Source organism: Rhizobacter koreensis, assembly GCF_013366375.1.
In the GTDB taxonomy this organism is placed as follows: Bacteria; Pseudomonadota; Gammaproteobacteria; order Burkholderiales; family Burkholderiaceae_C; genus Schlegelella_A; species Schlegelella_A koreensis.
On sequence record NZ_JABWMJ010000001.1, the window covers coordinates 232,164 to 258,731 of the forward strand.

The window sequence follows — 26,568 nt, forward strand, 5'->3', positions numbered from 1 at the left end:
CTCCATGGAACGCGATCAAGCCTCCAAGTTCGTAACCGACCTGCTGCGCCTCATGGTGTCGCGCAACGGCTCGGACCTGTTCCTCACGGCCGACTTTCCGCCGGCGATCAAGGTCGACGGCAAGGTGACGAAGGTGTCGCCGCAGCCGCTCACCGGCCAGCACACGCTGGCCCTGACGCGGTCGATCATGAACGACAAGCAGGCCGCCGAGTTCGAGCGCACCAAGGAGTGCAACTTCGCGGTCGCGCCGGTGGGCCTCGGTCGCTTTCGCGTCAATGCGTTCGTGCAGCAGGGCAACGTCGGCCTGGTGATGCGGACCATCCCGCAGCAGATCCCGAGCATCGATTCGCTCACCCTGCCGCCGGTGCTCAAGGAGGTCGCGATGACCAAGCGCGGCCTCGTGATCTTCGTCGGCGCCACCGGCTCCGGCAAGAGCACCTCGCTCGCCGCGATGGTCGACCACCGCAACGAGAACTCGTACGGTCACATCATCACTATCGAGGATCCGGTCGAGTTCGTGCACCAGCACAAGAACTGCATCGTCACGCAGCGCGAGGTCGGCATCGATACCGACGACTGGGGCATCGCGCTCAAGAACACGCTGCGTCAGGCACCGGACGTGATCCTGATGGGCGAGATCCGGGACCGCGAGACCATGGAGCACGCGGTCGCGTTCGCCGAGACCGGTCACCTGTGCATGGCGACGCTGCACGCCAACAGCGCCAACCAGGCACTCGACCGCGTCATCAACTTCTTTCCCGAAGAGCGCCGCGCGCAGCTCCTGATGGACCTGTCGCTCAACCTGAAGGCGCTGGTGTCGCAGCGGCTGCTGCCGCGCCAGGAAGGCAAGGGCCGTGTCGCCGCGGTCGAGATCCTGCTCAACACGCCGCTGGTCTCGGACCTGATCTTCAAGGGCGACGTCGCCGAGATCAAGGAGATCATGAAGCGCTCGCGCGAACTCGGCATGCAGACCTTCGACCAGGCGTTGTTCGACCTGTACGAGGCCGAGACCATCACCTTCGAGGACGCGCTGCGCAACGCCGACTCGGTGAACGACCTGCGCCTGCAGATCAAGCTGCACAGCCGTCGCGCGCGCAGCGCCGACCTCAGTGCCGGCACCGAGCACATGCACATCATCTAATTGGACGCTTCGCTGAGTTCAAGACGGCCTCTTCGAGGCCGTCATGTTTTTGGAGAATCAAGTCATGGCTGAACGGACCTACGACCCCATTCCGGCGCAGCGCGTCGCGTTCCTCGGCCTCGGCGTCATGGGCTACCCGATGGCGGGCCATCTCGCGCGCGCCGGCCATCAGGTCACGGTCTACAACCGCACCGGCGCGAAGGCCGACGCCTGGGCCGGCGAGTACGGCGGCCGCAGCGCGCCGACGCCGCGCGAGGCGGCGGAAGGCGCCGACATCGTGTTCGCGTGCGTCGGCAACGACGCCGACCTGCGCTCGGTCGTGCTCGGCGACGACGGCGCGTTCGCCGGCATGCAGCCGGGCGCCGTGTTCGTCGACCACACCACCGCGTCGGCCGACGTCGCCCGCGAGCTGAGCGCGGCGGCGCGCGCGCAGGGTCTCGCGTTCGTCGACGCCCCGGTATCGGGCGGCAACCTCGGCGCCATCAACGGCGTGCTCACCGTCATGTGCGGCGGCGACGCCGACGCCTTCGAACGCGTGCGCCCGGTGATGCTGGCGTTCGCGCGCTCGATCGCGCGGCTCGGCGAGTCGGGCGCCGGCCAGCTCGCCAAGATGGTCAACCAGATCGCGATCGCGGGGCTCGTGCAGGGCCTGTCGGAAGCGATCGCGTTCGGCGAGCGCGCCGGTCTCGACATGACCGCCGTGCTCGGCGTCATCGGCAAGGGCGCCGCGCAGAGCTGGCAGATGGACAACCGCGGCCCGACCATGATCGCGGGCAAGTTCGACTTCGGCTTCGCGGTCGACTGGATGCGCAAGGACCTCGGCCTGGTGCTCGACGAGGCGCGCCGCAACGGCGCCCAGCTGCCGGTCGCCGCCCTCGTCGACCAGTTCTACGCCGACCTGCAGGCGCACGGCGACAACCGCCTCGACACCTCGAGCCTGATCAAGCGGCTGCGCGCCGACTGACTCGGGCGTCGCATCGACGACAGAGGCCGCCCGCGGCGGCCTTCTCGACGAAGACGCCGGCCTTCAGGCGCGACGCCGGCGCGCGAGCAGCAAGAGGCCCAGGCCGAGCAGCGCGGTCGACGTCGGCTCCGGCACGCCCGCGGGCGTGGCCAGACCGAACGCATGGTTGTCCGTCTCGAACGCGTTGCCGGTGCTTGCGTAGACGATGCTGGTGTAAAGCGAGCCCGGGAAGTAGTCGACGAAAGCCGAGACCAGCCCGTTCGCCGAGCTGTTCGGGAACACCACGCTGTTGATGTCGGTGCCGTTGAACGAGTCGACCAGCACGCCGTTCAGGAAGAACTGCACCGTGTTGTAGTCGTCGAGCGAGCCGGCGTAGAAGCCGAAGTAGTTGGCCGGGTTGGCGAGGGTGACCGTGACCGGCGTGCCATGCGAGGGCCCGACGGCGAGGTAGGTCGTGGTGTCGCCGGCCGGCGAGACGGCGACCGACGAGTTGCCGGTGCGGAAGTGCGCGGCATTGAGCGGCAGGCCTCCGCTCTCGCTGTAGGTCGCGCCGCAGAGGTTGAGCGCGCTCGCGGCGTTGAAGTCGACCGTGCAGACGCCCGCCTTGCTCGAGATCTGCCCGTTGGCGCCCGCGGCCATGCCGCCGACCTGGATGGTGCCGGCAACGGCAAGACCACAAGCGAGGAGGCCCGAGACGGCGACGAAGGTGGCTTTCACGTTCACGAGGCGACTCCTGATGTGTGCTGCAGCCGTCAGCCACGGCACGGCTGGCGCTGCGGCGCCGACGGGAGCCGAATCATCCTAGAAATCGGCCGATCGTGTGCGCGGGCGCCGGGCAGAACTCGCGCGGTCGCGGCGCCGGCGCAACGCTACGGCGGCCACGCCTAGGGAGCCGGCGTGCGGGTGCGGATCTTTTCGAGGTCCGCGTCGCTCATGACCTCGAACACGCGCACCACCTTGCCGACGCCGCTGACGCCGCGCGCGATCTCGGTCGCGCGGTGCGCCTCGCGCTCGCTGACACGCCCCATCAGGTAGATCACGCCCTGGTGCGCGACCACCTTCACCGAGTTGGCGAAGATGTCCTGGGCGTCGACCAGGCTGGCCTTCACCTTGGCCTCGACCAGGATGTCGCCCGAGCGGCGCGGCAGCGAGCGCAGCTCGCCGACCTGCAGTTCGTTGACGACGCCCTGCACGTTGTCGACACGCTCGGCAATCGAGGTCGCGGTCGCCTTGTCGGCTTCGCTCGCGATCTCGCCGGTGAGCAGCACGCGACGGTTGAAGCTCGTCACGTTGATGCGCGCGCGCTCGCCGAACGTGTCGTCGAGGCGCGAGCCGATCTTCACCTCGAGCACCTGGTCGTCGATCTGGGTGCCGGAGGTGCGGCGGTCGGTCGCGACCATCGCGCCGCCGACCACCGCGCCGCCGAAGAGGAGCGGCGCACAGCCGCTGAAGCCGGTGGTGACGACGAGGGCGGCGAGCAGCGTGCTCGCCTGGCGGGGAATGCGGCAGGTCGCCATCACGTGCTCTCCGGTTCGCCGAGCAGTTGCAGGTCGACCGCATCGCACAGGCAGTGCAGCACCAGGAGGTGAACCTCCTGGATGCGCGCGGTGCGATCGTGCGGGACGCAGATCATCACGTCGGTGTCGACCAGCCGCTCGCGCAGCTTGCCGCCGGTATTGCCGGTCAGCGCGATCACGGTCATGTCCTTCTGGCGCGCGGCGTCGACCGCCGCCAGCACGTTCGCCGAGTTGCCGCTCGTGGTGATCGCGAGCAGCACGTCGCCCGGCGCGCCGAGCGCCTGCACCTGCTTGGCGAACACCACCTCGAAGCTGTAGTCGTTGCCGACCGCTGTGAGGATCGACGCGTCGGTGGTCAGCGCGATCGCGGCGAGGCCGGGGCGCTCGCGTTCGAAGCGGCCGACGAACTCGGCGGCGAAATGCTGGGCGTCGCCGGCCGAGCCGCCATTGCCGCAGCTCAGCACCTTGCCGCCGCCGGTGATGCAGCCGACCAGCGCGCTGACCGCATCGGCGATCGGCTTGCTCAGCAGTTCGGCAGCGGCGTACTTGAGGTCGGCGCTGTCGAAGAACTGCTGCTGGATGCGTTGTTCGAGCATGCGGCCGATCATATCGACCCGGTCCTGCCGGCTCGAACGGCGGGCTTTGCGCCGGAGGGAAGGCATCGGCGCCCGGTTGTCAACCGGCGTCGAACGCTCCGCGCAGCCAGGTGATGCGCTCGCCCTCGACGGCGATCACGTCGAAGCGGCAGGGCGGCAGCTTCGCGAGGCCGGTCAGGAAGTGACGCGCCGCGTAGACGACGCGCCGCTGCTTGGCCGGCAGCACGCTGGCCGCCGCGCCGCCGTGGCTCGCCGCCGCGCGGGCCCGCACCTCGACGAAGACGAGCGTGCCGTCGCGGTCGCGCACGATCAGGTCGACCTCGCCGCCGGGGGCGGACGGCCCGCGTGCGACCCGATAATTGCGCCGCACCAGGGCCAGGCCGTGCGCCTGCAGGTGCGCGAGGGCCGCCGCTTCGGCGGCGTCGCCCACCTCCTTGGTCGAACGGGTCGCCATAACGATGAAGGCTTCGCTGGTGTTGCAGGCTGCTGCCGAGGCGGCGGGCGGCCAGCAGTATCCGCGAGGCGCCCTCTACGTCGTCGCGACGCCGATCGGCAATCTCGCCGACCTGACGCTGCGCGCGATCCACGTGCTCGCCCTGGTCGACGCGATCGCCTGCGAGGACACCCGCCACAGCGCGCCGCTGCTGCGCCAGTTCGGCATCGACAAACCTCTCGTCGCGCTGCACGAGCACAACGAGCGACAAGCGGCCGGGCAGGTGCTCGAGCGGCTCGCGCGCGGCGAACGCGTCGCCTACGTGAGCGATGCGGGAACGCCGGGCGTCTCGGACCCCGGCGCCGAACTCGTGCGCACGGTCCGCAGCGCCGGTCAGCGAGCGATCCCGATTCCCGGAGCGAGCAGCGCGCTCGCGGCGCTCAGCGTCGCCGGCGATCCGGGCGCCGAGCAGTTCGCGTTCGTCGGCTTCCTGCCGGCCCGCGGCCCCGCGCGTGCGCAGGCGGCCAGGCAGCTCGCCGCAGCGAGCGCGGCGCAGATCGTGTTCGAGGCCCCGCACCGCATCGTGTCGCTCGCCGCGTTGCTGGCGCAGGTGTGCCCCGAGCGCAGCGTCAGCGTCGCGCGCGAGCTGACCAAGCAGTTCGAGAGCGTCGAGACGCTGCGTGCGGCCGACTTCCCGGCCTGGCTCGGCGCCGACCCGAACCGCGCACGCGGCGAGTTCGTGGTCGTCGTCCACTCTCAGGCGCAGGCAACCGACGACGCCACAGCGACGCACGACCGCGTGCTGCGCGCGCTGCTTCGCGAGCTGCCGCTCAAGCAGGCGGTCGGCCTCGCGGCCGAGCTGACCGGAGCGCCGCGCAACGCGCTCTACACGCGCGCGCTGGCGCTGAAACAGGGCGTCGACGCCGGCGCGGCCGAAGCCGGCGAGCCCTGAGTGGTCCGACCGATCAGCGGCGGCCGTTGCGCTCGGCCGTGCGGATCATGACGTCGGCCTCGCGCTGCATGCGGCGCAGCGTCTGGCGTTCCTGCGGGGTCACGACGCCGTCGGCCTTCGCGCGCCGCTCGTAGCGCCGGATCTCGGCCTGCTTGCGGTCGAGGGCGCGCTGCTCGCGGGGCGTGAGCCGGCCGCTCGACGCGGCGTGGTCGATGCGGCGCTCCTGCACCGACTGGCGGGCATCGATGCCCGGAGTGGGCTGCGCGATGGCGCCGATCGACGCACCGGTGAGGGCGATGGCGGCAGCTAGAGTCTTGATGTTCAGCATGGTGTTCTCCTTCTGGTGATGGGACGAGGCGATTGTCGAGTCGCCCCCGTACAACGATCGGCCGGCCGAGACGACCGACACGCGCCGGGTAAACCCGCCGTAAAGACGTGTGAAAGGGCATTCGCCAGGCGCGCCGGCCAGCGAGGGGCGACTTCTACAATCGACCGCCTTACCGAGCAAGGAACGCGCATGATTTCCCGCGAACCCACGATCGAACGCCTCGCCGTCGCGCGCACGCTGCTGCTCGAGCCGTTCGGCCTCAACGAGGCGGCGCTGACGCGCGCGCTCGGGGCCGTCGCGACGCACCAGATCGACGACGCCGACATCTACTTCCAGGCCACCCGCAGCGAGGGCTGGAGCCTCGAGGAAGGCATCGTCAAGAGCGGCAGCTTCGGCATCGACCAGGGCTTCGGCATCCGTGCCGTCGCCGGCGAGAAGACTGCGTTCGCGTACTCGGACGACATTTCGGAAGCGGCGTTGATGGACGCTGCGCAGACCGTGCGCACGATCGCTGCGGCGGGGCAGAGCCGGCGCGTGCGGGTCGCGCCGACGGTGACCACGGCGCGCAGCCGCGTGCTGTACGCCGCGACCGACCCGATCGGCACCCTCGACAGCGCCGCCAAGGTCGAGCTGCTCGGCAAGGTCGAGCGCCTCGCGCGCGCCAAGGATCCGCGCGTCAAGCAGGTGATGGCCGGCCTCGCGAGCGAGTACGACGTGGTGCTGGTCGCGCGCGCGGACGGCACCATTGCCGCCGACGTGCGGCCGCTGGTGCGCCTTTCAGTGACGGTGATCGCCGAGCAGACCGTGGGTGGCGTGGTGCGCCGCGAGTCCGGCAACGGCGGCGGCGGCGGCCGTTTCGGCCTCGCGCTGTTCGACGACGCTGCGATCGCGAGCTACGTCGACCAGGCGGTCAGCGCCGCGCTCACCAACCTCGAATCACGCCCCGCCAAGGCGGGCCTGATGAGCGTCGTGCTCGGCCCGGGCTGGCCCGGCGTGCTGCTGCACGAGGCGATCGGCCACGGCCTCGAAGGCGACTTCAACCGCAAGGGCTCGAGCGCGTTCAGCGGCAAGATCGGCGAGCGCGTCGCCGCACCGGGCGTCACGGTGCTCGACGACGGCACGCTGCCCGAGCGCCGCGGCTCGCTCAACATCGACGACGAAGGCAACGCGAGCCAGCGCAACATCCTGATCGAGGACGGCATCCTCAAGGGCTACATCCAGGATTCGATGAACGCGCGCCTGATGGGCGTCGCACCGACCGGCAACGGCCGCCGCGAGAGCTACGCCGCGGTGCCGATGCCGCGCATGACCAACACCTACATGCTCGGCGGCGACAAGGATCCCGAAGAGATCGTGCGCAGCCTCAAGCGGGGCCTCTACGCCACCAACTTCGGCGGCGGCCAGGTCGACATCACGAGCGGCAAGTTCGTGTTCTCGGCATCCGAGGCGTTCTGGGTCGAGAACGGCAAGGTCCAGTACCCGGTCAAGGGCGCGACCATCATCGGCAACGGCCCCGACGCGCTGACGCGCGTCAGCATGATCGGCACCGACATGCGCCTCGACACCGGCGTCGGCGTCTGCGGCAAGGAAGGCCAGAGCGTGCCGGTCGGCGTCGGTCAGCCGACGCTGCGCATCGACCGGCTCACGGTCGGCGGCACCGCCTAGGCGCGGCGCGCTCAGGCGCGCGACGGCGCTGCGCGCGGCGCCGCGACGGCGCCCAGCACGTGCTCGACCATCGCGTTGGCGAGCTCGGTCTCGCCGACGAACACCCGCGCCGTGCCCTCGGCCTCGAGCAGGCGCGCCTCGTCGACGTTGTGGCTGCGCACCGCGATGCGGATCGCCGGGTTCAGCGTGCGCGCGATCTCGGCCATCCGACGCACCTCGATCGTCTCGGGCGTCGCGATCACCAGCATGTGGGCGTGCGCGATGTGCGCCTGGATCAGCACCGCCGGGTCGGTGGCGTTGCCGAACACCGCGGGGGTGCCGCCGGCACGCAGCTGCTCGACCGCCTCGCGGTTCTCGTCGGCGACGACGAACGGCACGCCGGCCTGCCTGAGCGCGCTCGCGATCGACCGACCGACGCGGCCATAGCCGACCAGCACGACCTGGCGCGAAAGGAACTTCGCCTCGGTCGACATCGGCAGCTCGGCGAGCGGATCGCTCGCGAGCGTCCGCAGGCCGGCCCACCGCGTGACGCCGGCGAGCAGGCGGCCGAGCGGCGCGGAGAGCTCGAAGAAGAGGGGGTTCAGCGCGATCGAGATCAGCGCGCCGGCGACGATCAGGCTCTGGCCCTCCACCGGCAGCAGGCCGAGCGCGACGCCGAGCGCGGCAAGGATGAACGAGAACTCGCCGATCTGGCCGAGCCCGGCCGACACCGTGAGCGCGGTGCGCAGCGGATAGCCGAACGAGAGCACCAGCGCCGCCGCGGCGACCGACTTGCCAAACACGATGATCAGCACGACTTCGAGCACGCGCAGCGGGTGCTCGACGAGCACCGTGGGATCGAACAGCATGCCGACGGACACGAAGAACAGCACCGCGAACGCGTCGCGCAGCGGCAGCGTCTCCTCGGCGGCGCGATGGCTGAACTGCGATTCGCGCAGCACCATGCCCGCGAAGAACGCGCCGAGCGCGAACGACACGCCGAACAGCAGCGACGAGCCGTAGGCGATCGACACCGCGGCGACGATCACCGCCAGCGTGAAGAGCTCGCGCGAGCCGGTCTTGGTGACCTGCCACAGCACCCATGGGAAAAGCCGGCGGCCGACCACCAGCATCAGGGCGACGAACGCGCCGACCTCGAGCACCGTGCGGCCGAGCGTCCACCAGAGGCTCTGCGTCGTCGGGGCGACCTGCCCACCGAGCGCGCCGGCGAGCGGCGGCAGGACGACGAGCACCACCACCATCGCGAGGTCCTCGACGACGAGCCAGCCGATCGCGATGCGGCCGTCGCCCGAATCGAGCCGGCCGCGGCTTTCGAGCGCCTTGAGCAGCACCACGGTGCTCGCGACCGAGAGCGCAAGTCCGAACACCAGCCCGGCGCCGAACGACCAGCCCCACAGCATCGCGGCCGCGCAGCCGAGCGCGGTCGCCACCGCCATCTGCACCACCGCGCCCGGGAGCGCGACCTTGCGCACCGCCAGCAGGTCGGCCAGCGAGAAGTGCAGGCCGACGCCGAACATCAGCAGCATCACGCCGATCTCGGCGAGCTGCGCGGCGATCTCGGCGTCGGCGACGAAGCCCGGCGTCGCCGGGCCGATCACGATGCCGGCGACCAGGTAGCCGATGAGCGCCGGCAGCTTGCAGCGCGCGGCGATGAAGCCGAACACGAGCGCGAGCCCGAAGCCGGCGGCGAGGGTGCTGATGAGGCTGACCGCGTGGGGCAAGGTTCAGCCCCTCCGCACGTGCGTTCCGGCGCGGCGCGCGCCTCGCGCCCGCGGCGCAGCGAGTCTCGACATCTTCAGCAGGTCCTCGGGGGGTAGGGGCCGGCACCGAATCGGAGCCGTCGACGACCGTGCTACATTCCGCCGATGCTCACGCGCGCCTGGCCTTTTGCCTATTTTGCGTTCTCGTACCGCCCGGCGGTCGGAGAGGCCCAGCGCTAGCAACTGCAAGCACGATCTCCGAAAACCGCCGGGCACCCCCCGGCGGTTTTCGTTTATGCGCTCGAGAAAAAGCGCCAACGAACCATGGGAAGCCGGATCATGACCTCCAGCAGCGCAGCGAGCCGCGAGTGGATCGCGAACAGCGAACGCACCAGCCAGACCGACGACCAGCGCATCGTCGACGTCAAGCCGCTGCCCCCGCCGGAGCACCTGATCCGCTTCTTCCCGATCGCCGGCACGCCGGTCGAGCAGCAGATCGAGGCGACCCGTGGGGCGATCCGCCGCATCATGCAGAAGCAGGACGACCGCCTGCTCGTGATCATGGGGCCATGCTCGATCCACGATCCGGTCGCCGCGGTCGACTACGCCAAGCGCCTCAAGGCCGAGCGCGACCGGTACGCCGACACGCTCGAGATCGTGATGCGAGTCTACTTCGAGAAGCCGCGCACCACGGTCGGCTGGAAGGGCCTCATCAACGATCCGTACCTCGACGAGACGTATCGCATCGACGAGGGCCTGCGTATCGGCCGCCAGCTGCTGCTCGAGATCAACCGGCTCGGCATGCCCGCCGGCAGCGAGTTCCTCGACGTCATCTCGCCGCAGTACCTCGGCGACCTGATCGCCTGGGGTGCGATCGGCGCGCGCACCACCGAGAGCCAGGTGCACCGCGAGCTCGCCTCGGGCCTCTCGGCGCCGATCGGCTTCAAGAACGGCACCGACGGCAACATCAAGATCGCGATCGACGCGATCCAGGCGGCGGCGCGGCCGCACCACTTCCTGTCGGTGCACAAGAACGGGCAGGTCGCGATCGTCGAAACGCGCGGCAACACGGACTGCCACGTCATCCTGCGCGGCGGCAAGGCGCCGAACTACGACGAGACGAGCGTCGCCGCCGCCTGCCGCGAGCTCGACGCCGCACAGCTCGACTGCGCGCTGATGGTCGACTGCAGCCATGCCAACAGCAGCAAGCAGTACGCGCGCCAGGTCGAGGTCGCACGCGACGTCGCGGTGCAGCTGCGCGCCGGTCAACGCAGCGTGTTCGGCGTGATGGTCGAGAGCCACCTGGTCGCCGGCGCGCAGAAGTTCAGCGCCGGCAAGGACGACCCGGCGCAGCTCGTCTACGGCCAGAGCATCACCGACGCGTGCATCGGCTGGGACGACTCGGTCACCATGCTGCGCGAGCTGAGCGATGCGGTGCGCGCGCGGCGCGGCTGAAAGCCGAGCATCCCATGCGCTGGTGCGCTAAGGCGTAGCCTGACGCATCGCGCCAGCGCGCTCGCAAGGAGAACCGCCATGAAGGCAACGCCGCTCCCGGTCGAGGATGACCGCGGCCGCGCCGACGCCGCGCCCGACGGAACGCGGCGGCGCGTGCTGCACGCGGCGCTCGGCGCCGCCGTGCTCGGCGTGCCCGCGTTCGCGACGGCGCGCGGTGGGCTGCCGCCGATCACCGAAGGTCCGTTCTACCCGCCGGCGTCGTGGCGCGCGCGCACCCTCGACGTCGATGCCGACCTCACCACGGTGCGCAGCGGAAACGGCAGCGCCCAACGTGCGCTCGGCGAACATCTCGACCTGCTCGGCGTCGTCAGCGACGCCGACGGTCGCACGATCGACGGCGCGACGGTCGAGATCTGGCAGTGCGACGTCTTCGCGAGCTACCGCCACCCGCACGGCGCCGGCGCTCGCGTCGATGCCGGCTTTCAGGGCTTCGGCGAGAGTCGCAGCGACGCCCGCGGCGCGGTGCGCTTTCGCACGATCCGGCCGGTGGCGTATCCCGGCCGCACGCCGCACATCCACGTCAAGGTGCGCCACCCGTCGTTCGGCGAGCTGACCTCGCAGCTGTTCGTCGCCGGCGAGCCGGGCAACGCGCGCGACGGCCTCTGGCGCAGCCTGCCGCCCGAGGCGCAGGCACGCGTCGCCATGGCGCTGCGCGCGGCGCCAGCCGGCTCGGGCGTGCGCTGGGTCGTCGAGCAGGCGCTGGTCGTCGGCTGAGCTCGCACGCGCGAACCGCCGCCCAAGGTTCGCCGCCTCCGGGCGCGCGCAGGTGCGAAGCTACGGCGCGTCGCGCGCCAGCCGCTCGCTGTTCCAGTAGACGTCGTCGCCGCCGAGCCCGTCGAGGTTGGCGCGATTGAGCACGCGCGCGAGGACGAACAGCAGATCGCTCAGCCGGTTGAGGTACTGCAGCGGCTCGGACCGCACGCCACCGTCCTCGGCGAGTGCCACCACGGCGCGCTCGGCGCGGCGCGCGACGCTGCGCGCCACGTGGGCGAGCGCCGCGCTGCGCGTGCCGGCGGGCAGGATGAACTCCTTCAGGCGCGGCAGGTCGGCGTTGTAGCGCGCGAGCGCCGCGTCGAGCGCGCGCACCGCGTCCGGCTTCAGCAGCTCGAACCCCGGAATCGACAACTCGCCGCCGAGGTTGAAGAGCTCGTGCTGAACCGTGACCAGGAGGCTGCGTACGTCGTCGGGCAGCGGCTCGGCGAGGAGCACGCCGAGCTGCGAGTTCAGCTCGTCGACGTCGCCCATGGCGGCAACGCGCGGGTGGCTCTTGGCGAGCCGAGTGCCGTCGCCGAGGCCGGTGGTGCCGTCGTCGCCGGTACGGGTCGCGATCTGCGTCAGTCGGTTCGCCATCGTGCGGCGATGCTAGCGCCGCACGCGGCTCGCTTCAGCGCGACTCCGGCGCGTGCAGCGACCAGCGCGCGGCGATGTCGCCGTAACCGTCGACACTCTCGAGGTTGACGCCGAAACCCCACAGCCGCGCGACGTGCTTGAGCACCTCGTGTGCGCTGTCGTTGAGGGGGCGGTTGCTGTGGCGCGTGTGGCGGAGCGTGAGCGACCGATCGCCGCGCCGGTTGACGTTCCAGACCTGGATGTCGGGTTCGCGGGTGCCGAGGTCGTACTGCTTCGACATCGCCTCGCGCACGTGCCGGTAGCCGGCATCGTCGTGGATCGCCGACACCTGCAGGTGGTCGACGTGCTCGTCGTCGACGATCGCGAAAAGGCGCAGGTCGCGGATGACCTTGGGCGAGAGGTACTGGCCGATGAAGCTCTCGTCCTTGAAGTTGCGCATCGCGTGATGCAGCGCCGGCAGCCACGGCGTTCCGGCGAGGTTGGGGAACCACTCGCGGTCCTCGTCGGTCGGGTTCTCGCAGATCCGCTTGATGTCGGTGTACATCGCGAAGCCGAGCGCATAGGGGTTGATGCCGCCGTAGGCGCGGTGCCCGACCGGCGGCTGGTAGATCACGTTCGTGTGCGACTTCAGCCACTCGATCATCACGCCGTCCGTGAGGTAGCCGTCGTCGTAGAGCGTGTTGAGCAGGTGGTGGTGCCAGAACGTCGCCCAGCCCTCGTTCATGACCTTGGTCTGGCGCTGCGGGTAGAAGTACTGCGCAACCTTGCGGACGATCCGCACGATCTCGCGCTGCCAGGGCTCGAGCAGCGGCGCGTTCTTCTCGATGAAGTACAGCAGGTTCTCCTGCGGCTCGGCCGGGAAACGCTTGCTCTCCGTCGCTTCCTCCGCGCGATCGGCACGCCGCGGCAGCGTGCGCCAGATGTCGTTGACCTGGCGCTGCGCGTACTCGTGGCGCTCGGCCTGGCGCGCGAGCTCCTCGGCAAGCGAGATCTTGCTCGGCCGGTGGTAGCGGTCGACGCCGTAGTTCTGCAGCGCGTGGCAGCTGTCGAGCACCTCCTCGACCGCCTGCATGCCGTGCTTCTCTTCGCACTCGGCGACGTAGTTCCGGGCGTAGACCAGGTAGTCGATGATCGACGACGCGTCGGTCCAGAGCCGGAACAGGTAGTTGCCCTTGAAGAAGCTGTTGTGTCCGTACGCCGCGTGCGCGATCACGAGCGCCTGCATCGCGGTCGTGTTCTCCTCCATCAGGTAGCTGATGCAGGGGTCGGAGTTGATGACGATCTCGTACGCGAGGCCCATCTGGCCGCGCCGGTACTGCCGCTCGTTGGCGATGAACTCCTTGCCGTAGCTCCAGTGACGGTAGTTCACCGGCATGCCGACCGACGCGTAGGCGTCCATCATCTGCTCGGCGGTGATCACCTCGAGCTGGTTGGCATAGGTGTCGAGGCCGAACCGCTGCGCGGTCGCGCGGATGACCTCGTGGTACTCCTCGATGAGGTCGAAGGTCCAGTCGCTCGGGTCGGGCAAGGGCTTGTCCGGCCGCGGGCCGGGCGGCAGCGGATGCTGCAGCAGCTCGCGCTCCGGGCGGATGCGGCGTGCGGGCGAGCGGATCGGCTCGCGCACCTCGTGGGCTGCGGCATCCTGCGTGACGCCTTCGACGATGTGACTCATGCGTGGGCCCCCTCGGTCTTGAAGAGATCGCGGAACACCGGGTAGATCTGCGACGCGTCGGTCACCTTGCGCATCGCGAAATGCGTGTTGAGCTCGCGCAGCCGCGCGTACTCTTCCCAGAGGTTCTGCTCTTCCTCGGCAACCTGCACGTAGGCGAAGTAGCGGCACTTCGGCAGCAGGGTCTCCGTGAGGATCTCGCGGCAGCGTCCGCTGTCGTGGTGCCAGTTGTCGCCGTCGCTGGCCTGCGCCGCGTAGATGTTCCAGTCGCTCGACGAATAGCGCTGCTCGATGATCTCGTCCATCAGCACGAGCGCGCTCGAGACCACCGTGCCGCCGGTCTCGCGGGCGCGGAAGAAGCTCTCCTCGTCGACTTCCTGCGCCTGCGTGTGATGGCGAATGAAGACCAGGTCGATCTTCTCGTAGTGCCGCGTGAGGAAGAGGTAGAGCAGGATGAAGAAGCGCTTGGCGAGCTCCTTGCGGGCCTCGTCCATCGATCCCGACACGTCCATCAGACAGAACATCACCGCCTTGGCGGTCGGCACCGGCAGACGCACGCGATTGCGGTAGCGCAGATCGATCGGGTCGAGGTACGGGATGCGCTTGAGGCGCGCCCGCAGCTCCGCCACGCGCGTCTCGATCACCTTGCGCTCGAACTCGCGCGCCGCATCGCCGCGGTCGTCGCCCCAGGCCTCGAGCTGCGCCTCGAGCTCCGCGAGCTCGGCACGCGAGCCGGCTCCGATCGCGACGCGGCGCCCGATCGCGCCGCGCATCGAACGCAGCACCGACAGGTTGCTCGGCGTGCCGGCGTTCGAATATCCCGCGCGATGCGACTTGTACTCGGGCGTCTCGACGAGCTGCGTGCGGATCATCCGCGGCAACGCGAGGTCGTCGAAGAAGATCTGCATGAACTCTTCCTTGGTCAGGTGGAAGACGAAGTCGTCCTCGCCTTCGGCCGCCTGGCCGCCCTGACCCTGGCCGCTGCCGCGCCCGCCCCCGCCCTTGGGCCGCTCGATGCGATCGCCGCGCACGTACTCCTGATTGCCTGGATGGACCATTTCGCGCGCGCCGCCGGCACCATGCCCGAACACCGGCTCGCTGATGTCGCGCTTGGGGATCGTGATGTCCTCGCCACGCTCCATGTCGCGGATGCCGCGGTTGTCGACCGCACGCCGAACCGCGTCGCGCAGCTGATCCTGGTAGCGACGCAGGAACCGCTCGCGGTTGCCGATCGACTTGTTCTTGCCGGCGAGCCGGCGATCGATGATCTGCTGCAGCATCAGGCGTCCTCGGTGCCGCCGGCTCTGCCGCGGACGCGCCCGCTGTGGAGCGGCGAAGGCGACATGCGTGGCGGCACGCTGTCCATCAAGAGCTCTTGCGCACCCGCAGGTACCACTCGCAGAGCAGGCGCACCTGCTTGGGCGTGTAGCCCTTCTGGACCATGCGGTTGACGAAGTTCTCGTGCTTCTTGGCCTCGTCGGCGCTCGCCTTGGCGTTGAAGCTGATCACCGGCAGAAGCTCCTCGGTGTTCGAGAACATCTTCTTCTCGATCACCGTGCGCAGCTTCTCGTAGCTCGTCCACGCCGGGTTCTTGCCGGCGTTGTTGGCACGCGCGCGCAGCACGAAGTTGACGATCTCGTTGCGGAAGTCCTTCGGGTTCGAGATGCCGGCAGGCTTTTCGATCTTCTCGAGCTCGGCATTGAGCTGGGCGCGGTCGAACACCTCGCCGGTGTCGGTGTCGCGGTACTCCTGGTCCTGGATCCAGTAGTCCGCATACGTGACGTAGCGATCGAAGATGTTCTGCCCGTACTCGCTGTAGCTCTCGAGATAGGCGGTCTGGATCTCCTTGCCGATGAACTCGGCGTAGCGCGCCGACAGATGCTCCTTGATGAAGCCGAGGTACTTCTGCTCGAGCTCGCTCGGAAACTGCTCGCGCTCGATCTGCTGCTCGAGCACGTACATCAGGTGCACCGGGTTGGCGGCGACTTCGGCCGGGTCGAAGTTGAAGACCTTCGAGAGGATCTTGAACGCGAAGCGCGTCGAGATCCCGCTCATGCCCTCGTCGACGCCGGCGTAGTCGCGATATTCCTGGTAGCTCTTCGCGCGCGGGTCGGTGTCCTTGAGGTTCTCGCCGTCGTAGATCAGCATCTTCGAGTAGAGCGAGCTGTTCTCGGGCTCCTTCAGGCGCGTGAGCATCGCGAACTGGCTCATCATCTTCAGCGTGCCGGGCGCGCACGGTGCCTCGGCCAGCGACGAGTTGCGCAGCAGCTTCTCGTAGATCTTGATCTCTTCCGAGACACGCAGGCAGTACGGCACCTTCACGATGTAGATGCGGTCGAGGAATGCCTCGTTGTTCTTGTTGTTGCGAAAGCTCTTCCACTCGCTCTCGTTCGAGTGCGCCAGCACGATGCCGTCGAACGGGATCGCGCCGAAGCCCTCGGTGCCCTTGAAGTTGCCTTCCTGGGTCGCGGTCAGCAGCGGGTGCAGCACCTTGATCGGCGCCTTGAACATCTCGACGAACTCCAGGAGGCCCTGGTTCGCGAGGCACAGGCCCCCGGAGAAGCTGTACGCGTCGGGGTCGTCCTGCGCGTAGGTCTCGAGCTTCCTGATGTCGACCTTGCCGACGAGCGCCGAGATGTCCTGGTTGTTCTCGTCGCCCGGCTCGGTCTTGGCCACACCGATCTGCTTGAGCACGCTGGGGTGCCGCTTGACGATCTTGAACTTGCGGATGTCGCCGCCGAACTCGTCGAGACGCTTCACGGCCCAGGGGCTGAGGATGCGGTTCAGGTAGCGCCGCGGGATGCCGTACTCGCTCTCGAGCAGCGGGCCGTCCTCGGCGGGGTCGAAGAGGCCGAGCGGCGACTCGTTCACGGGCGAGCCCTTGATCGCGTAGAACGGCACCTGCTCCATCAGCTGCTTCAGGCGCTCGGCGATCGAGCTCTTGCCGCCACCCACGGGCCCGAGCAGATACAGGATCTGCTTCTTCTCCTCAAGCCCCTGGGCGGCGTGGCGGAAGTAGCTGACGACCTGCTCGATCGCGTCTTCCATGCCGTAGAACTCGGCGAACGCGGGGTAGATCTTGATGACCTTGTTCGCGAACAGCCGCGACATGCGCGGGTCGTTGCGCGTGTCGACCATCGTCGGCTCGCCGATCGCCTTGAGCATGCGTTCGGCGGCGGTGGCATAGGCGAGCGGGTTGCGCTTGCACTCGGCCAGGTAGTCTTCGATCGACAGCTCTTCTTCGCGGCTTCGCTCGAAGCGAGCGGCGAAATTGCTGATGACATCCATGCTGATCTCCTGTGCGTCGAGGAGGCTTGGCCGCGGCAGCTGCCGCGTCCAATTCCGGGGAAGTTCTGATGGAGCCCGGCGGGCGCCATCAGAGCTTTCCTGGGATCAGCGCTGTTCGATCGAAACGTCGTTCACATGATCCTGTTCGATGCCGCGAAAGCAAGACCGCCTGGATGTCGGGAGCGGCCCTTCGCTGGACACATCATGATTTAGCAAGCTCCGTGCCGCAACAACCGACCGGCGCCCGCACTTTCACAGAGCGCGACACGCGTGAGAAAGTTCCTGCCGGGCCGAGGCGTTTGCAATCCTTCACGCAGTGCCGCGGGCGTCAACCCGGGGGTAGCCCGAGTCGGCTGAGCAGCCCGTTCAGTTCGTCGAGCGAGCCGAACGCGATCGCCACCTCGCCGTTCTCGCCGCGCGCACCGCGCTTCTTGATGCGGATGTCGACCGCCGCGGCGAGCGTGTCCGACAGCTGCTGCTCGATGCGCAGCAGCTCGCGGCCCTTGTCGCGGCGCTGGCGCAGCAGCGGCGCCTGCCGCCCGCTCGGCACGCCGTGGCGTGCGACCAGCCGCTCGGCATCGCGCACGCTCAGCTTCTTGGCGACGATCTCGTTGGCGGCCTGGATCTGCTCGGCGCCTTGAAGCGGCAGCAGCGCGCGCGCGTGCCCCATCTCGAGGTCGCCTGCCATCAGCATCTGCTGCACCGGCTCGACGAGGTTCAGCAGGCGCAGCAGGTTGCTGGCGGCACTACGCGAGCGGCCGACCGCCTGCGCGGCCGACTCGTGCGTCATGCCGAACTCCTCGGTCAGGCGCTTGAGGCCTTGCGCCTCCTCGAGCGGGTTGAGCCCCTCGCGCTGGATGTTCTCGATCAGCGCCATCGCGGCGGCGGCCTCGTCGGGAACCTGGCGGACCAGCACCGGCACCTGGTCGAGTCCGGCGAGCCGGGCAGCGCGTACGCGCCGCTCGCCCGCGATGATCTCGTACCGGGTGCTGCCGGCACCGCCACCGACCGGCCGCACGAGCACCGGCTGCATCACACCCTGCGCCTTGATGCTCTCCGCGAGCTCGTAGAGCGCGCCCTCGTCCATGCGCGTGCGCGGCTGGTACTTGCCGGGCTGCAGCTGGTCGAGCGCCAGCGTGTGCGGCTCACCGTCGGAAGGAGCAGCCTCGGCAGCTTCCTTCACGCGGGGGCCGAGCAGCGCCTCGAGGCCGAGGCCGAGCCCCTTCTGTTTCTTCGTCACCATCGTTTCATTGTGCGGGATCGGCCACCCAACGCGACCCGACGGTGAGGCCGGATCCAGCCACGCCGCACGCCTCGTGCGCGCTGCCGTATGCTGTGCGGCTCAGCGAGGACAGCATGACCTATCACGTCTACGTCGACGGCCAGGAAGGCACTACCGGCTTGCGGATCAACGAGTACCTTGCGCGTCGCAACGACGTCGAGGTGCTGCGCATCGATCCCGAGCGCCGCAAGGACAACGCCGAACGCGCGCGCCTGCTGAACGCCGCCGACGTGGCGTTCCTGTGCCTGCCGGACGTCGCGGCACGCGAGGCGGCGGCGCTGGTCACCAACCCGAACACCTGCCTGATCGACGCGAGCACGGCGCACCGCACGTCGAGCGACTGGGTGTTCGGCCTGCCCGAGCTCGCCCCCGAGCAGCGCGAGAAGATTCGCCGCTCCAAGCGCATCTCGAACCCGGGCTGCCACTCGACCGCGTTCATCCTGCTGGTGCGGCCGCTGGTCGACGCCGGGCTGATCGCCCCGGACATGCCGATCTCGGCGACATCGATCACCGGCTACTCGGGCGGCGGCAAGAAGATGATCGAGCAGTACGAGAGCGGCGACCCGGCTCTGCTGGCGCCACGCCCGTACGGGCTCGGGCTCTCGCACAAGCATCTGCCCGAGATGAAGGCGCACACGCGGATGGCGCTCGATCCGGTGTTCCTGCCGATCGTCGGGCCGTTCCTGAAAGGCCTCTCGGTCACGGTGCCGCTGCACCTGTCGCAGCTGAACAGCGGGCGCGGCGCGAGCGCCAACGACCTGCAGCGGGCGCTGGACGAGCGCTACGCCGGCGAGCCGTTCATCCGCGTGATGCCGCTGCGCGACGCCGCGACGCTGGCGCAGGGCCACTTCAATGTGCAGGCGGCCAACGACACCAACCGCGCGGACCTGTTCGTGTTCGCGACCGAGACGCAGGCGCTGCTGATGTCACGGCTCGACAACCTCGGCAAGGGCGCGAGCGGTGCCGCCGTGCAGTCGATGAACGTGCACCTGGGTCTCGAGGAAACCGCCGGGCTGGTCTGATCGTCGCACGCGCCGGCTGACCGGCCGCCACGAAACACCGCCCCTGCGGCTTTGTGGGGGCGGTGCGCCTCAGGCGGCGCGCGCCCTGGCCGGCATGCGGTCGAGCCGCTCGACCATCTCGCGCGCGAACTCGACGAACGCCTGCGCACCCTTCGACGCCGGGTCGAACACCACCCCCGGGACGCCGTAGCTCGGCGCCTCCGCCAGGCGCACGTTGCGCGGGATCACGGTGTCGAAAACCTTGTCGCCGAAGTGCGCCTTGAGCTGCTCGCTCACCTGCTGCTGCAGCGTGATGCGCGCATCGAACATCACCCGCAAGATGCCGATGATCAGCAGATCGGGGTTGAGGTTCGCGTGCACCTGCTTGATGGTGTTGACGAGGTCGCTCAGACCCTCGAGCGCGAAGTACTCGCACTGCATCGGCACCACGACGCCATGCGCGCCGGCAAGCCCGTTCAGGGTCAGCAGGCTGAGGCTCGGCGGGCAGTCGACGAGAACGAAATCGTAGTCGGCGCGGACGGCGTGGAGCGCGGTCCGCAGCCGCTTGTCTCGCCGTTCGAGCTGCACCAGCTCGACCTCGGCCCCGGCGAGCTCACGGTTCGCGCCAACGACGTCGTACCCGCCCTGCGGGCTGTGCGTACGTGCTTCGACGACCGTCGCCGATTCGAGCAGCACGTCGTAGACGGTCGTCTCGAGGGTCCGTTTGTCGACGCCCGATCCCATGGTCGCGTTGCCTTGCGGATCGAGGTCGACGAGCAGCACTCGCTTGCCGACCTTTGCCAATCCGGCCGCCAGGTTCACGGTGGTGGTGGTCTTGCCCACGCCGCCTTTCTGGTTGGCGACACAGAAGATCGATCCCATGCGGCTCGGTTGGTGCTGTGTGTGTCTGCTTAGCCGCGGCTTGGCCGCTCGATGTCCCGTAGCCATACCAAGCAACGCTCGGCAGCAAGCTGAGGAACGCGCAATTGTTCCACGTGAAACGCGTCAGCCCACGCCGGTAGCTGGGTGAGCTCGTCGTTCGGCAACTTGGCCTTCATCGCCAGCCAGGCGCCGCCAGAGTTCAGGAGCGAACGAGTGAGCGACACGGAGAGGGCGAGATCGGCGAATGCGCGCGAGGCGATCACGTCCCAGCCTCCGCGCAGCGTCTCGACACGCGCGTGCTCGGCGCGCAGGTTGTGCAGCTGCAGGTGCCCTGCGGCGTGGCGAATGAATGCCGCCTTTTTGCCGACACTGTCGACGCAGGTCACCTCGACATCGGGTTCGAGCAGCGCGATGACGCAACCCGGCAACCCAGCGCCGCTTCCGACGTCGAGCAGTCGCGTGACGAGATGCTCACTGCGCCAGCGCCGCAACGGGGCGATCACGGCCAGGCAGTCGAGCAGGTGCTGGGCCAGCATGGCGGCGGGCTCGCGAACCGCCGTCAGGTTGTACGTCGCGTTCCAGCGGGCCAGCAGGTCCAAGTAGCCGAGCAGCCGCCCCTGATCGGCCGCGGAAACGTCGAGCTCGAGCTCACGGCAGCCCTGCGCCAGCTGCGCTGCAAGCGCGGCGTGCGCGCTCAAGCAGTGCTCTCGGGTGCGTCGGCTTCGGCGTCAGCGGCAGCGCCGCGGGCGCGTGCCAGCTTCTTGAGGTGGACGCGCAGCAGCGACAACGCTGCTGGCGTGATGCCCGACAGCCGTGCTGCCTGGCCGAGCGTACGCGGCCGCGTCCGGGACAGGATCTGCCGCACCTCGAAGGAGAGCGCACGGACAGCGCCATAGTCGAGCGATTCGGGCAGCAGCGTGTCTTCCGCCCGCGCGGCGCGTGCAATCTCCTCGGCCTGCTTCTCGATATACCCGGCGTAAGTCAGGCTGGTTTCCACCTGCTCGATCACCGCGTCGGCAAGCTCGACCCCGAACTCGCCGCGCAACGTTTCACGTGAAACAGGCGACTGGCCCGTGAGCGGCACACCGGCAGCCACGGCACGATCGAAATCGAACTCAGGTCGGCGAATCAACTCGGCAATTGTGTGCGTCTGCGACGAATCCGCCTCGGCGAGACGTACCCGCGTCGTCAGTGCGCGCGCTGTTTCACGTGAAACAGCGTCGGCCTTGCGGATGAACTGCTCCCAACGACGGTCGTCGACCAGACCGAGCTCGCGCCCGATCGCCGTCAGCCGTGCATCGGCGTTGTCCTCGCGCAGCTGCAGCCGGTGCTCGGCGCGACTCGTGAACATCCGGTACGGCTCGCTCACCCCCTTCGACACCAGGTCATCGACCAGCACGCCGAGGTACGCCTCGTCGCGGCGTGGCACCCAGGCGTCGCAGCCTCGGACCTTGCGGGCGGCGTTGATCCCGGCAAAGAGCCCCTGCGCCGCCGCCTCTTCGTAGCCGGTCGTGCCGTTGATCTGGCCGGCGAAGAAGAGCCCCTCGATCGCGCGCGTCTCGAAGCTGGCCCGCAGCCCGCGCGGGTCGAAGTAGTCGTACTCGATGGCGTAACCGGGTCGCAACACGTGAGCGTTCTCGAGCCCGGCGATCGAATGCACCGCCGCGAGCTGAACGTCGAAAGGCAGCGACGTCGAGATGCCGTTCGGATAGACCTCGTGTGTCGACAAGCCCTCCGGCTCGAGAAAGATCTGGTGCGAGGTCTTGTCGGCAAATCGGTTGACCTTGTCCTCGATGCTCGGGCAGTAGCGCGGCCCCACGCCGTCGATTCGCCCGGTGAACATCGGGCTGCGGTCGAATCCTGAGCGGATGATCTCGTGGGTGCGCTCGTTGGTTTCGGTGATCCAGCACGAGATCTGGCGCGGGTGATCGCCCGCGCGGCCGAGGAAACTGAACACCGGCACCGGGCCTATCGCTTCCGGGCCGACGCCGTCGCCCGGCTGCTCGACGAGCCGGCTCCAGTCGATCGTCCGGCCGTCGATGCGCGGCGGCGTGCCGGTCTTCAGGCGTCCCTGCGGGAGCTTCAGCTCCTTGAGGCGGGCCGACAGCATCGCGGCGGGCGGGTCTCCGGCACGGCCGCCGGCGTGGCTATCGAGTCCCACGTGAATCCTGCCGTCGAGGAAGGTGCCGGCAGTCAGCACCACCGCGTCGGCCTCGAAGCGGATGCCCATCTGTGTCACGACGCCGGTGACGCGGTCGCCGTTGACCATGAGGTCGTCGCACGCGCCCTGGAACAGCAGCAGGTTGGGCTGATTCTCGAGGCGGCGCCGGATCGCCGCCTTGTAGAGGATGCGGTCGGCCTGGGCACGCGTCGCGCGCACCGCCGGCCCCTTCGAGCGGTTGAGGATCCGGAAGTGGATGCCGGCCTCGTCGGCGGCCTGCGCCATCGCGCCGCCGAGCGCGTCGATCTCCTTGACCAGATGGCCCTTGCCGATCCCGCCGATCGACGGGTTGCAGCTCATCTGGCCGAGCGTCTCGAAGTTGTGGGTGAGCAAAAGGGTCGACACGCCCATGCGCGCGGCGGCGAGCGCCGCCTCCGTGCCGGCATGCCCGCCGCCGACGACGATCACTTGAAAACGCTTGGGGAACAACATGCGGCGCCTCTTTTTTGAGCAGGCGATTGTAGGGAGCAGGGCGCTGCCGGAGGCGCACAAGGGCTTGGGCGCCGCACCGTGCGTGCGCTCCGCACGAGGGCGACGCCACGCCGCCCCCACCCGGGCAGCGGACTCGCCGCCGCGCACGAACGCTCAGTCGAGCGCGGCCCGCCGCAAGGCCCGGGCGACGTACGCGATCGACGCCGCGCCGACCACGACGGCGACGCCGACCGGCAGCGCGAGCTGCATCGGGTCGATCGCCTCGCCGCGCAGCACCCGGTTCATCAGAACGCTTTGGGCGAGCGCGGGCACCGCGAGGTGCCACGGCTCGTCGGCGCCGAGCTCGAACACGCTGACCAGCGGCAGCAGCTGCACGACGAGCAGCACCACGGTCGCGCTGGCCTGTGCTTCCTTCACCGTGCGACAGCGGATGGCGACCGCCATCAGCAGCGCCGACAGCGCGCCGATCAGCGGCAGCAGGATGCCGACGAAAGCCAGCGCCTCGCGCCAGTCGTAGCGGAACAGCGCGGCGAGCGTCTCGCTGCGCAACAGCGCCTGCCCGGGCACGAAGCTGAGGCAGCTGAGCACCGCGATCAACAGGCTGACCGTGGCGACCGCGGCCCACTTGCCGACGACGAGCGCACCGCGCGCGCCGGGGTTGGTCAGCAGCGGCTCGAGCGAGCCGCGCTCGCGCTCGCCGGCGGTGGTGTCGATCGCCGCGGTCATCGCGCCGTAGAGCACCGCGACGATCACGAAGAAGGGCAGCAGCATCGTGAACTGTGCGCCGCGGCTCGACGCGCTCGCGAGGTCGTGTGGCTCGACGCGCACCGGCTCGAGCAGCTGCAGGGCGACGCCGCGCAGGGCGACGGCGATCGACGCACGCTCGCGCGCGAAGCCGGCAAGCAGGGCTTCGACGCGGCCGCTCGCCGCGCTCGAGCGCCGGTTCGAGCTGTCGGAGACGACCTCGACCACCGGCGCCTCGCCGCGGGCGAGTGCCGCCTCGAAGCCTTCGGGCACCACGACCACCGGCGCGCCGAAGCTGGCGTCGCGCAGCTGGCGCTCGTAGTCGGCAGGGGGCGGCTTCACGGCGTAGGTCTGGCGTTCGAGGTAGTTGCGCAGCGTCGGCGCGTGCTCGATGCCGGCGACGAAGACCTCGCGCCGCTCGGCCGCGCCTTCGAGGGAGCTGACCAACGCGGACGTCGCGAGCAGCACCAGCGGCCCCATCAGCACCGTCGAGAGCAGCACCGTCAGCAAGGTGCGGCGGTCGCGCAGGGCGTCGACGATCTCCTTTGCGAACACCACCCACGCGGTCCGCCAACGGCCGACGCGGGGCACCGCTTCGATGGAGTTCGACGCCGGATCAGCGGCGGGCATGGGGGAACGCGAGCTTCACGAAAGCCTCCTCGAAGTCGGTCTGGCCGGCGCGACGCAGCAGCTCGTCGACGCTCCCGGAGGCGACGGTGCAGCCGGCCGCGACCACCACCACCTGATCGCAGAGCCGCTCGACCTCCTGCATGATGTGCGTCGACACCACGATGCACTTGGCGCCCCCGTCCGGGCTGCGCAACCAGCGCAGCGTCTCGCGCAAGCTTCGTGTCGCGAGCACGTCGAGGCCGTTGGTCGGCTCGTCGAGCACGAGGTTCGGCGGGTCGTGAACCAACGCGCGGGCGAGCGCGGTCTTCATCCGCTCGCCCTGGCTGAAGCCCGCCGTCGCGCGGTCGAGCACCCGCGTCAGCTCGAAGCGGTCCGCGAGCAGCTCGGCGCGCGCGTTCGCCGCGTCGCGTCTCATGCCGTGCAGGTGCGCGTGATAGACGATGTTCTCGCGCGCCGTCAGGCGCGGGTAGAGCCCGCGCGAGTCGGAGAGCACGCCGACGCGCGCCAGCACGGCGCGCGGGTCGGCGACCACGTCGATGCCGTCGACGAGCAGGCGGCCCGAGTCGGGCGTCACGAGGCCGGCGAGGATGCGAACGGTCGTCGTCTTGCCGGCGCCATTCGCGCCGAGCAGACCGGTGATCTGTCCGGCATGCGCGGTGAAGCCGATGTCGGCGACGGCGCGCACCGGCCGGGCCGCAGGCTGCCACCAGCGCCCGCTCGCGGCGAACGACTTGGCGAGCCGCTGGACCTCGATCATCCCGGAGCCGCTCCGCTGCGCAGCGGACGGAACGCCGGCGGGCGCGGGATGGCCGCCGCGCAGTCGGCGTCGACCGCGAGCGCCGCCGCGTCGTCGACGGCGTCGATGAACCGCTGCACGACGTCGCGCATGCAGCCGACCGCCATCACCCCGTGGCCGGCATTCGGGACCACCACGTGGCGCGCCTTGCCACCGAGCAGCGCCGCGACACGCGCACCGTGGCGCGGCGGCGTCGCCGGGTCGAGCCCGCCGCTCAGCAGCAGCATCGGCGCGCGGGTGCGGGAGATCGCATCGAAGCCTTTCGGCACCGCACCACGAGGCCACACCGAGCACAGGCGGGCATAGAGGCGCGCGTCGTCGCGGCCGAACTCGGCACCCGGGCGGTCGCTCGACTGCGTGAGGCGCGGCAGGTCCTCGGCGCAGACCACCGAGAGATGCATGCCGAGCGCGACACGGTTGGCCGGGCGCGCCTGCAGCATCGCCTGCAGCCCGAACAGGCCCTCGTAGCGGCCCTGCGCGGCGTCGGCGATGGCCGCCGGCAAGCCGGCTGCGAGCGACGGCACGTAGAGCGGTGCGCGCACCGCTGCCAGCACCATCGCGCGCGTGAGCGTGAACGTTTCGACCGCGCCGGTAAGCGGGTGCGCGGCGCTGACCTTCCTGGGCAGGCTGCCGAGCAGGGTGCGCCAGTCGGCGCGCAGCGTGGGGTAGGCCGTGGCGCAAGTCGGCTCGTCGGCACACGCAGCGAGGAGGGCGTCGAACGCCGCCTGCCCGTCGGTCGAGTAGCTCGCCGGCAGCGCCATGTCGGGCGGCGCGACGCCGTCGAGCACCGCGCGGCGCAAGCTCGTCGGGAACTGGCGTGCGTACTCGAGCGCGACCCGCGTTCCATACGACGCGCCGACCAGGTTGACGCGCGGCGCGCCGAGCGCCTGGCGCACGGCGTCGAGGTCCTGCACGGCAACCGCGGTGGTGAAGAAGCCGAGTGCCGCCTCGTTCGGCAGGTACCGGCGCTTCAGCAGCCGCGCCTTGCAGGCGAGCACCTGCTGCAGCTGGCGGTCGGGCTCCGACTGCTCGGCGAGCGTTTCCTGCGTCGGATCCTCGCAGTCGAGCGGCGCCGAGCGGCCGGTGCCGCGCTGGTCGACGAACACGATGTCGCGCCGGTTGCGGGTGCGCGAGAGCAGCGCGAGCATGGTCGGTGCGACCGACACCGCGCTCTGCCCGGGGCCGCCGGCCAGCACGAACACCGGGTCGGCGAGCTTCTGGCGCGCAACCGCGGGCGCGACCACGTAACCGATCTCGATCGTGGCGCCGCTCAGATTCGCCGGGTCGAGCGGCCGCGTCAGCGTGCCGCAACGCAGCTCGTGAACGACACCCCCGACGCGGCAGGGCTGCAGGGCGCCCTCCGACTCGATGGCAAGCGAAGGTGCCAAACCCGCGACGAGCAGCGCGGCGACCAGGCTGCGCCGCAGCATCGTGCCGTGCCGCGCCACGCCGCGTCGCACCC

General features: G+C 69.7%; 24 protein-coding genes. 7 read left to right on the forward strand and 17 right to left on the reverse strand.

Going from position 1 to position 26,568, the window contains the following annotated elements; all coding sequences use genetic code 11:
• Window positions 1-4: 4 nt before the first annotated feature.
• The gene (locus HQN59_RS01010; RefSeq protein ID WP_176065207.1) at window positions 5-1,141 is read left to right on the forward strand and encodes a PilT/PilU family type 4a pilus ATPase; all 1,137 of its coding nucleotides are present in this window, start codon (window positions 5-7) and stop codon (window positions 1,139-1,141) included.
• A gap of 64 nt (window positions 1,142-1,205) precedes the next feature.
• Window positions 1,206-2,105 carry an NAD(P)-dependent oxidoreductase gene (locus tag HQN59_RS01015; RefSeq protein WP_176065209.1) on the forward strand — a complete coding sequence of 300 codons (900 nt, stop codon included), beginning with the start codon at window positions 1,206-1,208 and terminating at the stop codon, window positions 2,103-2,105.
• A gap of 63 nt (window positions 2,106-2,168) precedes the next feature.
• Here HQN59_RS01015 and HQN59_RS01020 read toward each other — a convergent pair whose 3' ends face one another.
• The 4 genes from HQN59_RS01020 to HQN59_RS01035 form a co-directional block, all read right to left on the reverse strand.
• Complete coding sequence (locus HQN59_RS01020; protein WP_176065211.1) at window positions 2,169-2,828, reverse strand: Npun_F0296 family exosortase-dependent surface protein; 660 nt, start codon at window positions 2,826-2,828, stop codon at window positions 2,169-2,171.
• 161 nt (window positions 2,829-2,989) lie between these two features.
• Complete coding sequence (locus HQN59_RS01025; protein WP_176065213.1) at window positions 2,990-3,622, reverse strand: BON domain-containing protein; 633 nt, start codon at window positions 3,620-3,622, stop codon at window positions 2,990-2,992.
• On the reverse strand, window positions 3,622-4,218 hold the full coding sequence (locus tag HQN59_RS01030; RefSeq protein ID WP_176065215.1) for a phosphoheptose isomerase: 597 nt from the start codon (window positions 4,216-4,218) through the stop codon (window positions 3,622-3,624). Before HQN59_RS01030 ends, HQN59_RS01025 begins: the two co-directional genes overlap by 1 nt.
• Window positions 4,219-4,297: 79 nt before the next feature.
• On the reverse strand, window positions 4,298-4,672 hold the full coding sequence (locus tag HQN59_RS01035) for a YraN family protein (protein ID WP_176065217.1): 375 nt from the start codon (window positions 4,670-4,672) through the stop codon (window positions 4,298-4,300).
• A 4-nt stretch (window positions 4,673-4,676) separates the two neighbouring features.
• On the opposite strand from HQN59_RS01035, the gene rsmI reads away from it, so the two are divergent.
• Window positions 4,677-5,603: a 16S rRNA (cytidine(1402)-2'-O)-methyltransferase gene (gene rsmI / locus HQN59_RS01040; protein ID WP_176065219.1), complete on the forward strand. Its 927-nt coding sequence runs from the start codon at window positions 4,677-4,679 to the stop codon at window positions 5,601-5,603.
• A gap of 13 nt (window positions 5,604-5,616) precedes the next feature.
• Here rsmI and HQN59_RS01045 read toward each other — a convergent pair whose 3' ends face one another.
• Window positions 5,617-5,931, reverse strand: a complete 315-nt coding sequence (locus HQN59_RS01045) for a hypothetical protein (protein WP_176065221.1) — start codon at window positions 5,929-5,931, stop codon at window positions 5,617-5,619.
• Window positions 5,932-6,120: 189 nt separating this feature from the next.
• On the opposite strand from HQN59_RS01045, the gene tldD reads away from it, so the two are divergent.
• Complete coding sequence (tldD, locus tag HQN59_RS01050; RefSeq protein ID WP_176065223.1) at window positions 6,121-7,596, forward strand: metalloprotease TldD; 1,476 nt, start codon at window positions 6,121-6,123, stop codon at window positions 7,594-7,596.
• A gap of 11 nt (window positions 7,597-7,607) precedes the next feature.
• Here tldD and HQN59_RS01055 read toward each other — a convergent pair whose 3' ends face one another.
• A complete protein-coding gene (locus HQN59_RS01055; RefSeq protein WP_176065225.1) occupies window positions 7,608-9,317 on the reverse strand; it encodes a cation:proton antiporter domain-containing protein in 1,710 nt (569 codons plus the stop codon).
• Between the two features lie 318 nt (window positions 9,318-9,635).
• Between HQN59_RS01055 and HQN59_RS01060 the strand changes: the two genes are divergently transcribed.
• Both HQN59_RS01060 and HQN59_RS01065 read left to right on the forward strand, forming a co-directional pair.
• Window positions 9,636-10,751, forward strand: coding sequence for a 3-deoxy-7-phosphoheptulonate synthase (locus HQN59_RS01060; RefSeq protein WP_176065227.1), 1,116 nt, complete (start codon window positions 9,636-9,638; stop codon window positions 10,749-10,751).
• A 78-nt stretch (window positions 10,752-10,829) separates the two neighbouring features.
• Window positions 10,830-11,525 (forward strand): dioxygenase family protein, encoded by a 696-nt coding sequence (locus tag HQN59_RS01065; RefSeq protein ID WP_176065229.1) that lies wholly within the window; start codon window positions 10,830-10,832, stop codon window positions 11,523-11,525.
• Window positions 11,526-11,585: 60 nt separating this feature from the next.
• On the opposite strand, the gene HQN59_RS01070 is transcribed toward HQN59_RS01065, so the two are convergent.
• From HQN59_RS01070 to HQN59_RS01090, 5 genes are all read right to left on the reverse strand, one after another.
• Complete coding sequence (locus HQN59_RS01070; protein WP_176065231.1) at window positions 11,586-12,161, reverse strand: cob(I)yrinic acid a,c-diamide adenosyltransferase; 576 nt, start codon at window positions 12,159-12,161, stop codon at window positions 11,586-11,588.
• 34 nt (window positions 12,162-12,195) lie between these two features.
• Window positions 12,196-13,833 carry a SpoVR family protein gene (locus tag HQN59_RS01075; protein WP_176065233.1) on the reverse strand — a complete coding sequence of 546 codons (1,638 nt, stop codon included), beginning with the start codon at window positions 13,831-13,833 and terminating at the stop codon, window positions 12,196-12,198.
• Window positions 13,830-15,110, reverse strand: a complete 1,281-nt coding sequence (locus HQN59_RS01080) for a YeaH/YhbH family protein (RefSeq protein ID WP_217703796.1) — start codon at window positions 15,108-15,110, stop codon at window positions 13,830-13,832. Before HQN59_RS01080 ends, HQN59_RS01075 begins: the two co-directional genes overlap by 4 nt.
• 85 nt (window positions 15,111-15,195) lie before the next feature.
• Window positions 15,196-17,118 carry a PrkA family serine protein kinase gene (locus tag HQN59_RS01085; RefSeq protein ID WP_176065236.1) on the reverse strand — a complete coding sequence of 641 codons (1,923 nt, stop codon included), beginning with the start codon at window positions 17,116-17,118 and terminating at the stop codon, window positions 15,196-15,198.
• A gap of 328 nt (window positions 17,119-17,446) precedes the next feature.
• Window positions 17,447-18,361: a ParB/RepB/Spo0J family partition protein gene (locus tag HQN59_RS01090; protein ID WP_176065238.1), complete on the reverse strand. Its 915-nt coding sequence runs from the start codon at window positions 18,359-18,361 to the stop codon at window positions 17,447-17,449.
• Between the two features lie 113 nt (window positions 18,362-18,474).
• Here HQN59_RS01090 and argC point away from each other — a divergent pair, with 113 nt between their 5' ends.
• The gene (argC, locus tag HQN59_RS01095) at window positions 18,475-19,422 is read left to right on the forward strand and encodes an N-acetyl-gamma-glutamyl-phosphate reductase (protein ID WP_176065239.1); all 948 of its coding nucleotides are present in this window, start codon (window positions 18,475-18,477) and stop codon (window positions 19,420-19,422) included.
• A gap of 69 nt (window positions 19,423-19,491) precedes the next feature.
• Here the strand turns inward: argC and HQN59_RS01100 are convergent, their stop codons facing one another.
• The 6 genes from HQN59_RS01100 to HQN59_RS01125 all read right to left on the reverse strand — a co-directional run bounded on the left by HQN59_RS01100 (window position 19,492) and on the right by HQN59_RS01125 (window position 26,566).
• Window positions 19,492-20,283, reverse strand: a complete 792-nt coding sequence (locus HQN59_RS01100) for a ParA family protein (protein WP_176065241.1) — start codon at window positions 20,281-20,283, stop codon at window positions 19,492-19,494.
• 29 nt (window positions 20,284-20,312) lie between these two features.
• Window positions 20,313-20,981 (reverse strand): 16S rRNA (guanine(527)-N(7))-methyltransferase RsmG, encoded by a 669-nt coding sequence (rsmG, locus tag HQN59_RS01105; RefSeq protein WP_176065243.1) that lies wholly within the window; start codon window positions 20,979-20,981, stop codon window positions 20,313-20,315.
• Window positions 20,978-22,936, reverse strand: coding sequence for a tRNA uridine-5-carboxymethylaminomethyl(34) synthesis enzyme MnmG (gene mnmG, locus HQN59_RS01110; protein ID WP_176065245.1), 1,959 nt, complete (start codon window positions 22,934-22,936; stop codon window positions 20,978-20,980). Before mnmG ends, rsmG begins: the two co-directional genes overlap by 4 nt.
• A 153-nt stretch (window positions 22,937-23,089) precedes the next feature.
• Window positions 23,090-24,310, reverse strand: a complete 1,221-nt coding sequence (locus HQN59_RS01115; RefSeq protein ID WP_176065246.1) for an ABC transporter permease — start codon at window positions 24,308-24,310, stop codon at window positions 23,090-23,092.
• Window positions 24,297-25,067: an ABC transporter ATP-binding protein gene (locus HQN59_RS01120; RefSeq protein ID WP_176065248.1), complete on the reverse strand. Its 771-nt coding sequence runs from the start codon at window positions 25,065-25,067 to the stop codon at window positions 24,297-24,299. Before HQN59_RS01120 ends, HQN59_RS01115 begins: the two co-directional genes overlap by 14 nt.
• A complete protein-coding gene (locus tag HQN59_RS01125; protein ID WP_342451086.1) occupies window positions 25,064-26,566 on the reverse strand; it encodes an alpha/beta fold hydrolase in 1,503 nt (500 codons plus the stop codon). The genes HQN59_RS01120 and HQN59_RS01125 overlap by 4 nt, the downstream gene beginning before the upstream one ends.
• Window positions 26,567-26,568 lie beyond the last annotated feature (2 nt).

Excerpts from the sequence above, each read along its gene's own strand:
- HQN59_RS01120 (WP_176065248.1), bottom strand. The coding sequence starts at position 25,067 with ATGATCGAGGTCCAGCGGCTCGCCAAGTCGTTCGCCGCGAGCGGGCGC.
- HQN59_RS01085 (WP_176065236.1), bottom strand. The coding sequence starts at position 17,118 with ATGGATGTCATCAGCAATTTCGCCGCTCGCTTCGAGCGAAGCCGCGAA.
- HQN59_RS01010 (WP_176065207.1), top strand. The coding sequence starts at position 5 with ATGGAACGCGATCAAGCCTCCAAGTTCGTAACCGACCTGCTGCGCCTC.
- tldD (WP_176065223.1), top strand. The coding sequence starts at position 6,121 with ATGATTTCCCGCGAACCCACGATCGAACGCCTCGCCGTCGCGCGCACG.
- HQN59_RS01015 (WP_176065209.1), top strand. The coding sequence starts at position 1,206 with ATGGCTGAACGGACCTACGACCCCATTCCGGCGCAGCGCGTCGCGTTC.
- HQN59_RS01065 (WP_176065229.1), top strand. The coding sequence starts at position 10,830 with ATGAAGGCAACGCCGCTCCCGGTCGAGGATGACCGCGGCCGCGCCGAC.
- HQN59_RS01035 (WP_176065217.1), bottom strand. The coding sequence starts at position 4,672 with ATGGCGACCCGTTCGACCAAGGAGGTGGGCGACGCCGCCGAAGCGGCG.
- HQN59_RS01030 (WP_176065215.1), bottom strand. The coding sequence starts at position 4,218 with ATGCTCGAACAACGCATCCAGCAGCAGTTCTTCGACAGCGCCGACCTC.
- HQN59_RS01045 (WP_176065221.1), bottom strand. The coding sequence starts at position 5,931 with ATGCTGAACATCAAGACTCTAGCTGCCGCCATCGCCCTCACCGGTGCG.
- HQN59_RS01060 (WP_176065227.1), top strand. The coding sequence starts at position 9,636 with ATGACCTCCAGCAGCGCAGCGAGCCGCGAGTGGATCGCGAACAGCGAA.
- mnmG (WP_176065245.1), bottom strand. The coding sequence starts at position 22,936 with ATGTTGTTCCCCAAGCGTTTTCAAGTGATCGTCGTCGGCGGCGGGCAT.
- argC (WP_176065239.1), top strand. The coding sequence starts at position 18,475 with ATGACCTATCACGTCTACGTCGACGGCCAGGAAGGCACTACCGGCTTG.
- HQN59_RS01100 (WP_176065241.1), bottom strand. The coding sequence starts at position 20,283 with ATGGGATCGATCTTCTGTGTCGCCAACCAGAAAGGCGGCGTGGGCAAG.
- HQN59_RS01070 (WP_176065231.1), bottom strand. The coding sequence starts at position 12,161 with ATGGCGAACCGACTGACGCAGATCGCGACCCGTACCGGCGACGACGGC.
- HQN59_RS01075 (WP_176065233.1), bottom strand. The coding sequence starts at position 13,833 with ATGAGTCACATCGTCGAAGGCGTCACGCAGGATGCCGCAGCCCACGAG.
- HQN59_RS01115 (WP_176065246.1), bottom strand. The coding sequence starts at position 24,310 with ATGCCCGCCGCTGATCCGGCGTCGAACTCCATCGAAGCGGTGCCCCGC.
- rsmI (WP_176065219.1), top strand. The coding sequence starts at position 4,677 with ATGAAGGCTTCGCTGGTGTTGCAGGCTGCTGCCGAGGCGGCGGGCGGC.
- HQN59_RS01090 (WP_176065238.1), bottom strand. The coding sequence starts at position 18,361 with ATGGTGACGAAGAAACAGAAGGGGCTCGGCCTCGGCCTCGAGGCGCTG.
- HQN59_RS01080 (WP_217703796.1), bottom strand. The coding sequence starts at position 15,110 with ATGCTGCAGCAGATCATCGATCGCCGGCTCGCCGGCAAGAACAAGTCG.
- HQN59_RS01025 (WP_176065213.1), bottom strand. The coding sequence starts at position 3,622 with ATGGCGACCTGCCGCATTCCCCGCCAGGCGAGCACGCTGCTCGCCGCC.